This window comes from Cytobacillus sp. NCCP-133 (assembly GCF_026011715.1).
In the GTDB taxonomy this organism is placed as follows: Bacteria; Bacillota; Bacilli; order Bacillales; family Cytobacillaceae; genus Cytobacillus.
Genome location: NZ_BRVM01000003.1, coordinates 90,938 through 103,544 on the forward strand (window position 1 = coordinate 90,938; position 12,607 = coordinate 103,544).

The following is a 12,607-nucleotide window of genomic DNA, read 5'->3' on the forward strand; positions in this document are numbered from 1 at the left end:
AGGTTAGATCACCTTCTTCCCAGTCTTAGCCTCATAACGGATTTTTTCTTTCAGTTTATTAATTCCATAAATCAATGCTGCCGGATTCGGCGGGCATCCTGGTATGTATACATCTACAGGCACAATCTGATCGACCCCTTTGACAACTGCATAAGACTTCACATAAGGTCCGCCCGCAGTTGCACATGAACCCATTGCAATAACCCACTTCGGTTCGGGCATCTGATCGTATAAGCGGCGAACAATAGGAGCCATTTTCTTCGTCACTGTGCCGGAAACAATCATGACATCTGACTGGCGGGGAGATGTACGGAAGAAAGACCCGAACCGGTCCAAATCATAATGCGAAGACCCCACACCCATCATTTCGATGGCACAACAAGCAAGCCCGAAGGTCATTGGCCACAATGAATTACTCCGCGCCCACGCTTTAATCTGTTCCAAAGTTGCCATAAACACATTCCGCTGCAATTCTTCCATCTCTTCCGGTGTAATATTATCCAACTTTAAATCCATTTCAGCACCTTCTTTTTCCATGCATAAACAAGTCCAATGACAAGCATAAACACAAATATCAGCATCTCAATCAATGCAAAAATACCAAGTTTCTCATACGCCACTGCCCAAGGATATAAAAACACCGTCTCTACATCGAAAATGACAAACATCAGGGCAAAAATATAATAGCGGACATTGAACTGCACCCTAGAATCATGGAACGGCTCAATCCCGCTTTCGTATGTGGTATACTTCGTATCATATGGCTTATATGGACGCAAAAGCTTGCCCAAAAACAAAGCCACCACTGGCAAAATAATCCCCAGGCACAAAAACACAAAAACGATCAAATAGTTATTTTGATATAAATTCCAAAGCTCCATGCCCATCCCCTCCAATGCTGAAACATTTTCTACAACATTTAAACATGTAACCGTAACCATTATAGCACCACAACCCCCACGTGTCGACACAACCTCATACTATTATTGGAAATTCTCTCGGCCGCCGAACAAAGATTTTGCAGCGTTTGAGAGCTCGCTCTCAAAAAGCGAAAAAAGCTTTGTTCGGCGGGGATTCAGCCTGCTGAATCCAGAGACGCGCCAGCTGCTTGCGGAGAGAGAATTTCCATAGCAGCAACCCGGTTGCCGACACGCGCCCCCCTCCCCTGAGCGACCTGCGGGATCTCCCTGAAAGACACCCTCGAAACACATCAGGAGATGACGGAAAAGCGAACCCACCCCAATCGGGGAAACCAGCCCCCACTATGTTGCACGTGATCTGGAGCGAAGCGGAAGATGACGTGCCTGGCATACAGCTTGCCCGCTTCCATCAATAGAATATATGTGCCTGCACTCTCACAATACCATCAAAATCCACTAAACTTTCACAAAAAGCCTTTCCACCTACCATTAAAAAATAAAAAACACCCTCTGTCAGTGAGAAATGTAACACCCGCTTTCTTTTTCCTCTATATAAATAAGGTTCCTATCTATTAAGAACGAAAAAAGGAGAGCTCATCTTCCTGCTCTCCTCCTCAAACCAGCAAATACCGAAGGTATTCCTAAACTAATCAAGATACTCTACTCCAACATCTCCCCATCCTGATAATTCCGCATGAAACTTTCCACCGCTTCTTCCAGTGATCCATTTGCTTCCGGCACCTGTACAAGAACTTCATTTCTCTGCTCAACCGCTTCAACCTTCACATGGTTAAAACGATTAATCTCCAGCTGCACCTGCAGATCCTCCGCTATCTCTTTAGCCTGGAACTGCTCATTCAATAAAAAACGAAAATTCTTCACAAAACTTCATCCCTTCATTACCTTAATATCACTGCCAGCCTCTCTATACTTCCTCAATTTCCCCAATAATATAAATCAATATCCCGAAGGGATGCATGATTTTAAAACTCTTTGACTCATTATGTATAACTTCTAAAATTTATGAATCATACTGCCGATTATTTGCATCACTTTTGTCTTATATGTCACAACTCCCTAAATATATGCACCACTTTCCATCATAATTGCGCCATTTCCAACTCGCCCAAAGTTCGAAGAACCGGAAAAAACTAAAACTTAAAAATAAACTCACCAATATCAGCCAACTATTTTCCAGTATTGCGAAACCATTCCATAAATAGGATGAATTATGGTTATCATTGTAAATAACTTAATCTCTTCTCACTATTTTATCAGAAAATTCTAATGAATAGACTTTTTCTCGTTATCTCCCTGAAATATGCGCAATGAATTTATTACCTTCCTGTTCTTTTTCTCAAAATCTTCTGTGTTAGCATAGAAACCATAAAACATGCTATTAGGAGGTTATTCGATGAAAAAGTACTTATATTACTTGCTAGCGGCAATAACCATCTGGAGTGCAGCTGGTGCCAGCACACAAGCAGAAGAAGCAGTGGTTAATAAGGGAGATACACTTTGGTCAATCGCACAAAAACATGAGGTATCAGTTGAAGATATAAAAACGTGGAACGGTTTATCATCTAATTTAATTCATCCAAATGATAAACTTGAAGTTTCACCCGAAAAAATTTACATAGTAGAATCTGGTGATACGCTCTGGAGTATCGCCCAAACATATGGGGTAGAGGTAGAATACCTTAAAAAATGGAATCAGCTAAACTCGGATATCATTAAACCAGGTTTAGAGTTAATTATCTATAGAAATGGAGCAGGCCAGTCTAAAGCAGCAGCACCTGCAAAAACAGTCGTAAAAGCAGCGGGCACGGCAAAGCCAATCCAATCAGAAGCCAAAGTCAAATCCCTTACTGTTACAGCAACAGCCTATACTGCCAGCTGTGAGGGATGTATCGGCATTACAAAAACAGGTCTAGATCTAAAGGACAATCCGGATGCAAAGGTCATTGCGGTTGACCCGAACGTCATTCCACTGGGATCAAAAGTGTATGTTGAAGGCTATGGGTATGCAACTGCTGAAGATATTGGCGGAGGCATTAAAGGAAATGAAATAGATGTATTTATCCCAACGACTGAATCAGCTATGCAGTGGGGCAGAAAAGATGTTAAAGTCACTATTCTAAACTAAATGATAAGAAAACAAAGAGGCACCCTACGTAAGGGGCCTCTTTGTTGATCTATTATACTGTAAAATTACTGCTCAGCTGTTGCGAAAGCCTTGTCAGAAACCTTGCCAAACGCCTTTAATAGGTTATGCATACATTGAACCCTGGCTCCTTCATGCGTGCACAGAAATACGTTAAATAATTCTGCTTCAAGCATAAAGAAGATTTTCATGACTGCATCGCCCATGGCAGAATTTGTATCGGAAAGATAATAAGCTAATTCCCGTTCATAATATTCAACCGTACCAAACAAAACAGACAACAAGGTGATCACCTCCTGGTTTCCTTATACCTTGTCTTTTAAGCACATGTTGATAATATAAGACTCTACCCCAAGACAATTCAACAAAATCTGACATTTTTAATCGAATCGTTAATTTAGTTAAATAGCAAGTTAGTTTTTAATATAATTGAAATATGCTTGTTTCCTTTGAAATTGTTTTTCATGGTACAGTAGTACTAGAGTTTATAAAGTGAAACTTCCATTAGCGGGGTATTCTTTATCCCCCAACTGATTGATAGTTAAGGCCCACAGGACAAGGAAGGCTACGGCAGCAAATCTTTTGGCACGAATAAAAAAGAGGTAGCTTTTTTTGAGGATCATTATCGCACGGCCAAAAGCGGAAGCTTTTAGGAGGAAGCGGGTGACAAAGACGTTGCCGCAGGACATCGCGTTTTAAAGTCTTTGCTTTTTTTTCGGGCCTTTACAGGCAATTTGACCCCCTTTATCCTCCATTGATTCCTCTGAGTTTTAATATGGGGCGCTTACTGCCCGTTAGACTGCGATAAATAGGAGAATTGATATGACTAAAAACAACTGTGCAGTTATTCAAAAATTTGAAGAACTAGTTAAGAAAAGCAATGAATTAAAAAGAGAGCTTGACCTGACTCCCTTTGAAGAAAAAAAGAGATTTATGAGCCTGCTTAAAAAGCTAATGAACGTACATCAAAATCTTGATCAGCTAACCTTATACGATCAATCGAAATAATAAATAATAATCACCCTTACAAAGAAGGGACAGGCATCTACCTGTCCCTTCTTGCTATCTTATTATCTATAGAACCGCATTTCCGCTCTTTCCATTCTATTATCCACCCAACAACCAACCTATCAACCAGCACATTTTAATCATTGTGCAGCTGCAAAACAGAAAGGAAGGCTGCCCTATTCTTCCGGGCAGCCTTTCCTTCAATCTTCCCTTCCTGTTAAAAACGTTTTCTGCGATTGCGTAAAAATGCCGGGATGCCAATAGATTCTTCTGAAAGATCCGGCTGCTGCTGTTCATACTCCCGAACAGGCTCCTGTCGTTCCCTCCCTTGACGCTGGCTGTGTTGCTCCTCAGAATACTGATATTGATATGTATGCACTGGTTCTCTTTCTATAGGAGGCTTGGAACTTGGCCTTGCTGGCGCTTCTTCTTGATTATTAAAGCCAGTGGCAATAACCGTGACGATGATTTCTTCCTTTAAAGATTCATTAATAACAGAACCAAAAATCATGTTCACTTCTTCATCTGATGCAGAAGCCACAATATCAGCTGCCTCTTGGACTTCATAGAGGCTTATGTTTGTCCCGCCTGTAATATTCATAATGACGCCACGCGCGCCATTAATAGACGTTTCAAGCAAAGGACTGGATATGGCTTTCCTGGCTGCTTCTGCTGCACGATCTTCACCAGTGGCAATTCCAATTCCCATTAAAGCTGTTCCTTTGTGGGACATCACCGTTTTAACATCAGCGAAGTCTAGATTGATTAAACCTGGTACAGCAATTAAATCAGAAATGCCCTGTACACCTTGGCGAAGGACATTATCCGCTTCCATGAATGCTTCTAGCATCGGCGTTTTCTTATCAATAATTTCCAGCAAGCGGTCATTCGGTATAATAATTAACGTATCCACTGCCTTTTTCATCGCTTCGATTCCGTCATCTGCATTTGCTGCACGCTTGCGCCCTTCAAATTTGAATGGACGGGTTACAACACCTATGGTTAAGGCTCCAACCTCCCTGGCAATGCGAGCAATGGCCGGTGCAGCTCCCGTTCCAGTTCCGCCGCCCATTCCGGCGGTAACGAACACCATGTCAGCACCCTTCAACACTTCACGAAGCTGGCTTTCACTTTCCTCTGCTGCTTTTCTGCCTACCTCAGGATTTGCCCCTGCTCCCAGGCCCCTTGTTAAGGATGCTCCAATTTGCATGGTCACTTCTGCTTTTGATTGATTCAGAGCTTGTCCATCTGTATTGACAGCGATAAACTCTACACCCTCTACTCCATGTTCAATCATCCGGTTAACAGCATTGTTACCCCCGCCGCCGACTCCGATGACTTTTATCGTAGCGTATTGGTCTATATTTGTATCAAACTCCAGCATTGCGGCTCCTCCTTTTCCTGAATTAGATTGCATTAATTTTTAAAAAAGAGAGTACCTGAAAAGGTCTACTCTCTTCTATTGTAAATGCGTATATAAAAGAATTCGAATGTTTTGTGTATTTTTTGAGCAGTTTTTAACAGAAAATCCCCTGGTAATTGTTGCTAAACCTAAAAACACCCCCCAGCCACAGCCAAAGGGTGTTGAGTATGTTTATTAGAATTTTCTTTCCGAAACTTCGATACGATTGATCGCACGGCGAAGAGCTAGCTCTGCTCGACGGAAATCAATGTTTTCACGTTTTTGCTCATTTAAGCGGTCTTCCGCACGCTGTTTAGCACGTACTGCACGCTCTACATCAATTTCATCTGCTTGCTCAGCAGATTGCGCCAAGATCGTTACTTGCTCCGGACGTACTTCTAAAAATCCGCCGCTAACTGCAACGAAATCTGTATTTCCGCCATTTTTTAAACGAACGGCTCCAATTTGTAACGGTGCAACCATTGGAATGTGTCCAGGTAAGATCCCAAGCTCACCGCTTTGAGCCTTTGTGCTTACCATTTCCACATCTGATTCATACACCGGGCCATCGGGAGTAACAACACTGACTTTAATCGTCTTCATTTTTTACCCTCCTGGTCCAGAATTAGACCTCTACGCCCATTTTCTTTGCACTCTCGATCACTTCTTCGATTCGGCCGACAAGTCGGAATGCATCTTCTGGCAGGTGGTCGTACTTACCTTCAAGAATTTCTTTAAAGCCTTTAACTGTTTCTTTAACCGGTACGTATGAACCTGGCTGTCCAGTAAACTGTTCAGCAACGTGGAAGTTTTGTGATAAGAAGAATTGGATACGGCGCGCACGGGATACAACTAGCTTATCTTCGTCAGAAAGCTCGTCCATACCAAGGATCGCGATGATATCCTGCAGTTCTCTGTAACGCTGTAATGTTTGCTGTACTTGGCGTGCAACTGCGTAGTGCTCTTCTCCAACGATTTCCGGCGATAATGCACGGGAAGTAGAAGCAAGAGGATCCACAGCAGGGTAAATACCCATCTCTGAAAGCTTACGCTCAAGGTTAGTTGTTGCATCCAAGTGAGCAAATGTTGTAGCCGGAGCCGGATCCGTGTAGTCATCGGCTGGTACGTAAATCGCCTGGATCGAAGTAACAGAACCTACATTAGTAGAAGTGATACGTTCCTGTAATTTACCCATTTCAGTAGCAAGTGTCGGCTGGTAACCAACGGCTGAAGGCATACGGCCTAATAGCGCGGAAACCTCGGAACCTGCCTGAGTGAAACGGAAGATATTATCCATGAAGAAAAGAACGTCCTGTCCTTGGTCATCACGGAAGAATTCAGCCATTGTCAAACCAGTCAGGGCAACACGCATACGTGCTCCTGGCGGTTCGTTCATCTGGCCGAACACCATTGCTGTTTTCTTGATAACGCCTGAATCTGTCATTTCATGATAAAGGTCATTACCTTCACGTGTACGCTCACCAACACCGGCGAATACGGAAATACCGCCATGCTCCTGAGCGATGTTATTGATAAGCTCCTGGATTAATACGGTTTTACCTACACCGGCACCACCGAATAAACCGATCTTTCCACCTTTGATATATGGAGCCAAAAGGTCTACAACCTTAATTCCCGTTTCAAGAATTTCTACCTCAGTAGAAAGCTGCTCAAACTTAGGCGCTTCTCTGTGGATGGAATCGCGACGTGCATCTGCCGAAATTGCAGGCTCCAAGTCGATTGATTCACCAAGCACGTTGAATACACGGCCAAGTGTTACATCACCTACTGGTACAGAAATAGGTGCACCCGTGTCAACAACTTCACTTCCGCGCATTAAGCCGTCAGTAGAAGACATTGCAATGGTACGAACTGTATCATCACCTAAATGAAGGGCAACTTCAAGGGTTAAGTTGATGTCAACATTAGATTCGTTACGCGCCGAATTTGTGATTGTCAATGCATTATAGATCTCAGGAAGCTGACCGCTTTCGAACTTTACGTCAACAACCGGACCCATAACTTGAAGAACGCGTCCTTTGTTCATCTTTTTCCCTCCTCTTTCATTTCACGCAATGGGAGAGTACAGGCAGCAACCCGTTCTCCGCATTTCGTTTGTATCCAGCGCAAAGCACCCTAGACCCTCTATTTGTCCACAGCCAATCCCTTCCGGAGGAAAGTACACCTTCCAGAAAATCACGTCTTATGCTTGCCCCACGATGCGGGAGAGACGCTGCCACAAGAGGTGGCGATTGTCGTCTGCGTTCCATTGGATCAAGGCACTTCTGCTTTTCGTTTTTATTCCAACGCGGCTGCTCCGCCGACGATTTCAGTAATTTCTTGTGTGATGGCTGCCTGACGTGCACGGTTGTAGCTCAAGCTTAATGTGTTGATAAGCTCTTTGGCATTATCCGTTGCGTTCTGCATAGCCGTCATCCTTGCAGCATGCTCACTTGCCTTGCTGTCTAAAAGCGCTCCGTAGATTAAGCTTTCAGCATATTGAGGCAGCAAAACTTTCAGGATTTCTTCAGCAGATGGTTCAAACTCGTAAGATGTAAGCTTATTAGAGCTGGAGATATCCGTAAGCGGAAGAAGCTTCTTCTCTGTTACATCCTGTTGAATCGCGCTGACATAATGGCTGTAATACATGTATAATTCGTCAAATGTTTCATCAGCGAACATGCCAACTGTTTTGCTGGCAATATCTTTGATTTCAGCGAATGCAGGCTGGTCGGCAACTGCAACGATATCTAGAATGACGTTCATATTGCGCTTTCTGAAAAAGTCGCGGCCAACACGTCCGATAGCAATAATTGCATAATCATCAGAAGACTTATGGCGCTTTTGAATTGTCTGGTAAACATTTCGCAAAACGTTACTGTTATACGCTCCCGCAAGTCCGCGGTCAGAAGTAATTACCAGGTAACCAGTCTTCTTGACAGGGCGGCTGGTCAGCATCGGATGTGATACATCCTTGCTTCCCGAAGCGACAGATGCAGTAACTTCCTGGATTTTTTCCATGTAAGGCACGAAAGATTTTGCATTCATTTCTGCCTTATTCATTTTCGCAGCCGATACCATTTGCATCGCTTTTGTTATTTGACTCGTTTTCTTAGTAGAAGTAATACGATTTTTTATATCGCGTAATGATGCCACAGGTTCTCACCACCCTTTTTCAAAGTTAGGCCAGCTGCAGCGCCTAGCCCTCTATGGACTAGCCAAGCCCCTTCCGGAAGGAAAGTACACCTTCCTGCAGGGCTCGTCTAATGCTTGCCCGAGGCTGGGAAAGGCGCCTTGCGCATTTTATTGTTTGACAGAACCGAATGCCAGCTGTATAGGGGGATTCGCTCCCCGCCCTTCATGCTCTATTATTCGGATACTGCGAAAGTTTTCTTAAAGTCGCTAATCGCAGATGTCATATCGTCATCAGAAGGAAGGTCTTTTGTTTTCACGATATGGTCCAACAAATCTTTGCGGTTATGGTCTAACCATGAAAGGAATTCAGATTCGAAACGACGGATATCCTGTACAGGAATATCATCTAAGAAGCCTTTAGTAAGAGCATAAAGGATTGCAACCTGCTTCTCAACTTTCAGCGGCTTGTTTAGATCCTGCTTTAGAACCTCTACGGTACGGGCACCACGGTTAAGTTTAGCCTGTGTTGCTTTATCAAGGTCAGAACCGAACTGAGCAAATGATTCTAGCTCACGGTATGAAGCAAGGTCAAGACGCAAAGTACCAGCAACTTTTTTCATTGCTTTGATCTGCGCAGAACCACCTACACGTGATACAGAAAGACCTGCATTGATCGCTGGGCGAACACCTGAGAAAAATAGGTCAGACTGCAAGAAGATTTGTCCGTCTGTGATTGAGATAACGTTTGTTGGTATATAAGCAGAAACGTCCCCTGCTTGTGTTTCAATAAATGGAAGCGCAGTAATTGAACCTGCACCTTTCGCGTCACTCAACTTCGCAGCGCGCTCTAATAAGCGGCTGTGCAAGTAGAATACGTCCCCTGGATAGGCTTCACGGCCTGGAGGACGGCGCAGCAGCAATGAAAGCTCACGGTAAGCAGAAGCCTGCTTTGTTAAATCATCATATACAACCAGAACGTGCTTGCCGTTGTACATGAACTCTTCACCCATTGTTACCCCTGCATATGGTGCAAGATATAATAATGGAGCAGGCTGTGACGCAGATGCAGTTACAACGATTGTGTAATCTAGGGCACCCTGCTTGCGCAAAGTTTCTACTGCGTTACGAACTGTAGATTCCTTCTGTCCGATTGCCACGTATATACATACCATATCCTGATCTTTTTGGTTCAGGATTGTATCAATCGCTACGGAAGTTTTACCTGTCTGACGATCCCCGATGATTAACTCACGCTGACCGCGGCCGATTGGAACAAGAGCGTCGATCGCCTTGATACCAGTTTGAAGCGGCTCGTGTACGGATTTACGATCCATTACACCTGGTGCCGGGCTTTCAATCGGACGAGTCTTTGTTGTGTTAATTGGTCCCATGCCATCTACTGGCTGTCCAAGAGGGTTTACTACGCGGCCGATAAGATCTTCACCAACCGGTACCTCCATGATGCGGCCCGTGCGGCGTACTTCATCGCCTTCGCGGATTTCTGTAAATGGTCCTAAAATGATTATACCGACGTTATTTTCTTCAAGGTTTTGTGCCATACCCATAACGCCGTTTGAAAATTCAACAAGTTCTCCAGCCATGACATTGTCGAGGCCATGAGCACGAGCGATACCGTCACCAACAGAGATAACCGTACCTACATCACTCACTTGAATTTCCGACTGATAGTTTTCGATTTGCTTTTTTATCAGCGCACTGATTTCTTCAGCATTGATGCTCATGAGTTTCACCCCTATCTACGAATCTTAGCCTAACAATTGACGTTCAAGACGCTCTAGCTTTCCTCGCAAGCTGCCGTCGAAAATCCGGTTTCCGATTCGAAGCTTGATGCCGCCGAGCAAGTTCGTATCGACTATATTGTCAATACGAAGTGATTTCTTCCCAACCTTAGCCGCAAATGATTCGGATAATGTTTCCTTTTCCGCTTCAGATAAAGGGCGGACCGAGTAGACTTTCGCTTCGGCAATCCCTTTTTTGTCATTTGCAAGGCTTATAAAATGATCTGCCACATCGGAGATATGATCTTCACGATGGCGTTCAATTAATATCATTAACGTATTTAGTACATAAATGTTCACAGATGCAAATGCACCTTTTAAAATCTCTTTCTTCTTTTCAATTGGAAGCTTTGGAGACTTTAATACTATTTTTAACTCTTGGTTATGGTTTACTACTTCTTTCACTGCACGAAGCTCTTCTTCCATTTGGTCAAGAAGCTGGTGTTCATTCGCAAGCTGGAAAAGAGCCAACGCATAGCGCCTTGCTACCGTGGAGCCTGTCATCGCTTTTCTCCCGCCTCTTGAATGTATTCATTGATCAGCTTTTCTTGATCCGCTGCGCTTAGTTCCTTCTCAATCACTTTAGAAGCAATTAGGACAGATAGTGAAGCGACCTGCTCGCGAATAGCGGCAACCGCTTGTTCTTTCTGCTGCTCAATTTCAAGCTTAGCAGATTCCTTGATGCGATCAGACTCAGTGCGGGCAGCCGCAATGATCTCCTCACGCTGCACATCGCCTTGTTTCTTCGCACTTTCGATAAGGCCTTGTGCTTCTGTACGCGCTTCTTTTAAAAGATTTCTTTGCTCTTCCAAAAGTTTTTTTGCTTCTGCACGGCTTTCCTCTGCCGCTTCAATTTCGCTTGCAATGTGCTCTTCACGCTGCTGCATAATGCCCATTAAAGGACCCCACGCGAATTTTTTCAGCAATGCCAACAAAATGATGAACATAACCAGCTGGTACAAAATGTCCCCACCGTTGAAACCGCCGCCTGCAGCGCCTAATACTAGACTGTTTGTTAACACCCTCGATTCACTCCCTTCAAGAGTTGTTCCACTTATGAAACGGAGTCATATGCATGATTCCGAATTAGTTTTACGGTAAAAAAACATAAAGGAATGGCGAAGGTTCACAGAATGATCTTCGCCATTTTGAACGATTTGTACAGTATTAATTAACCGCCGATAACCATGAACGCGATAACAACGCCGATGATCGGAACAGCCTCTACTAACGCTACCCCGATAAACATTGTCGTTTGAAGCATACCGCGAGCTTCTGGCTGGCGAGCCATACCTTCTACTGTTTTAGATACGATAAGACCGTTACCGATACCGGCACCTAGTGCTGCTAAACCGATTGCAATTGCTGCTGCTAAAAGACCCATTATTGAGTTCCTCCTTAAATTGTATAAAAAATTGTTTGTTTAACATATTTTGTCCATAAAATGAACAGGTTTATATTAATGGTCATGGCTCACTTTGTGTGCCATATAAACCATTGTTAACATACAGAAAATAAATGCCTGGATAGAACCGACAAAGATTGAGAATCCTTGCCATACGATTGTTGGCAGGATGGCTGCCAGCATTCCGCCTACACCTGCATGTGCCAGTCCGCCGACAAGCAGCGTCAGCAGGATTTCACCCGCATAGATGTTACCGTAAAGACGAAGTCCCAATGTCAGAGTGTTTGCAAACTCTTCAATGATTTTCAATGGGAACAAGAAAGGCATTGGCCTGAAAAAATCCTTGCCGTACTCTCCTACTCCCTTAAGCTTCACGCCATAGTAATGGCTAAGACCTACAACCATAGCCGCTAAAGTTAAGGTGATAACAGGATCGGCTGTTGGCGATTTCCACCATAAAGTGTGATCGTAAACGATCGCAAACGGAAGTCCGAGCATGTTTGAAATAAAGATATACATGATCAGGGTTAATCCAAGGATATGGAATCTTCCGCCTGTCTTCCAGTCCATCGTGCTGTTAATGATATTCTTAACAAAGTCCATAATCCATTCGAAGAAATTTTGCATCCCCGCTGGTTTCATGGCCATTCGACGGGTGGAAAGCAAAGCAATAATGAAAACAACAGCACTTGCCACTGTAATCATCAGTACGTTAGATAAGTTAAAATTCAATCCTAAAAAATCCACTATAGGAGCTTCATGATGCAATAGTGT

15 protein-coding genes are annotated in these 12,607 nt (G+C 43.7%); 2 read left to right on the forward strand and 13 right to left on the reverse strand.

All coding sequences use genetic code 11. The features are described 5' to 3' along the window. Window positions 1-3 precede the first annotated feature (3 nt). The 3 genes from NCCP133_RS06110 to NCCP133_RS06120 form a co-directional block, all read right to left on the reverse strand. Window positions 4-516, reverse strand: coding sequence for a NuoB/complex I 20 kDa subunit family protein (locus tag NCCP133_RS06110; protein WP_026583375.1), 513 nt, complete (start codon window positions 514-516; stop codon window positions 4-6). Next, the gene (locus NCCP133_RS06115) at window positions 507-881 is read right to left on the reverse strand and encodes an NADH-quinone oxidoreductase subunit A (RefSeq protein ID WP_264804221.1); all 375 of its coding nucleotides are present in this window, start codon (window positions 879-881) and stop codon (window positions 507-509) included. Before NCCP133_RS06115 ends, NCCP133_RS06110 begins: the two co-directional genes overlap by 10 nt. Window positions 882-1,580: 699 nt before the next feature. Further along, window positions 1,581-1,802: a hypothetical protein gene (locus NCCP133_RS06120; RefSeq protein ID WP_264804054.1), complete on the reverse strand. Its 222-nt coding sequence runs from the start codon at window positions 1,800-1,802 to the stop codon at window positions 1,581-1,583. 532 nt (window positions 1,803-2,334) lie between these two features. Here NCCP133_RS06120 and NCCP133_RS06125 point away from each other — a divergent pair. Further along, window positions 2,335-3,066 (forward strand): LysM peptidoglycan-binding and 3D domain-containing protein, encoded by a 732-nt coding sequence (locus NCCP133_RS06125; RefSeq protein ID WP_264804055.1) that lies wholly within the window; start codon window positions 2,335-2,337, stop codon window positions 3,064-3,066. Between the two features lie 65 nt (window positions 3,067-3,131). Here the strand turns inward: NCCP133_RS06125 and NCCP133_RS06130 are convergent, their stop codons facing one another. Continuing rightward, window positions 3,132-3,368, reverse strand: a complete 237-nt coding sequence (locus tag NCCP133_RS06130) for a hypothetical protein (protein WP_264804056.1) — start codon at window positions 3,366-3,368, stop codon at window positions 3,132-3,134. A 538-nt stretch (window positions 3,369-3,906) separates the two neighbouring features. On the opposite strand from NCCP133_RS06130, the gene NCCP133_RS06135 reads away from it, so the two are divergent. Further along, on the forward strand, window positions 3,907-4,092 hold the full coding sequence (locus NCCP133_RS06135; protein WP_264804057.1) for a hypothetical protein: 186 nt from the start codon (window positions 3,907-3,909) through the stop codon (window positions 4,090-4,092). Window positions 4,093-4,309: 217 nt separating this feature from the next. Here NCCP133_RS06135 and ftsZ read toward each other — a convergent pair whose 3' ends face one another. The 9 genes from ftsZ to atpB form a co-directional block, all read right to left on the reverse strand. Continuing rightward, window positions 4,310-5,476, reverse strand: a complete 1,167-nt coding sequence (ftsZ, locus tag NCCP133_RS06140) for a cell division protein FtsZ (RefSeq protein WP_264804058.1) — start codon at window positions 5,474-5,476, stop codon at window positions 4,310-4,312. A 213-nt stretch (window positions 5,477-5,689) separates the two neighbouring features. Further along, complete coding sequence (locus NCCP133_RS06145) at window positions 5,690-6,097, reverse strand: F0F1 ATP synthase subunit epsilon (RefSeq protein ID WP_264804059.1); 408 nt, start codon at window positions 6,095-6,097, stop codon at window positions 5,690-5,692. 22 nt (window positions 6,098-6,119) lie between these two features. Beyond that, a complete protein-coding gene (gene atpD / locus NCCP133_RS06150) occupies window positions 6,120-7,541 on the reverse strand; it encodes a F0F1 ATP synthase subunit beta (protein ID WP_264804060.1) in 1,422 nt (473 codons plus the stop codon). Window positions 7,542-7,792: 251 nt separating this feature from the next. Beyond that, window positions 7,793-8,650 carry a F0F1 ATP synthase subunit gamma gene (locus NCCP133_RS06155; RefSeq protein WP_264804061.1) on the reverse strand — a complete coding sequence of 286 codons (858 nt, stop codon included), beginning with the start codon at window positions 8,648-8,650 and terminating at the stop codon, window positions 7,793-7,795. A 212-nt stretch (window positions 8,651-8,862) separates the two neighbouring features. Then, a complete protein-coding gene (gene atpA, locus NCCP133_RS06160; protein WP_264804062.1) occupies window positions 8,863-10,371 on the reverse strand; it encodes a F0F1 ATP synthase subunit alpha in 1,509 nt (502 codons plus the stop codon). A gap of 24 nt (window positions 10,372-10,395) precedes the next feature. Then, entirely contained in the window at window positions 10,396-10,932 is a 537-nt protein-coding gene (locus NCCP133_RS06165; RefSeq protein WP_264804063.1) for a F0F1 ATP synthase subunit delta, read from the reverse strand. Next, window positions 10,929-11,450: a F0F1 ATP synthase subunit B gene (locus tag NCCP133_RS06170; RefSeq protein ID WP_264804064.1), complete on the reverse strand. Its 522-nt coding sequence runs from the start codon at window positions 11,448-11,450 to the stop codon at window positions 10,929-10,931. Before NCCP133_RS06170 ends, NCCP133_RS06165 begins: the two co-directional genes overlap by 4 nt. Window positions 11,451-11,599: 149 nt before the next feature. Beyond that, window positions 11,600-11,812: a F0F1 ATP synthase subunit C gene (atpE, locus tag NCCP133_RS06175; protein ID WP_009332220.1), complete on the reverse strand. Its 213-nt coding sequence runs from the start codon at window positions 11,810-11,812 to the stop codon at window positions 11,600-11,602. A 75-nt stretch (window positions 11,813-11,887) separates the two neighbouring features. Then, on the reverse strand, window positions 11,888-12,601 hold the full coding sequence (atpB, locus tag NCCP133_RS06180) for a F0F1 ATP synthase subunit A (protein WP_264804065.1): 714 nt from the start codon (window positions 12,599-12,601) through the stop codon (window positions 11,888-11,890). Window positions 12,602-12,607: the final 6 nt, after the last annotated feature.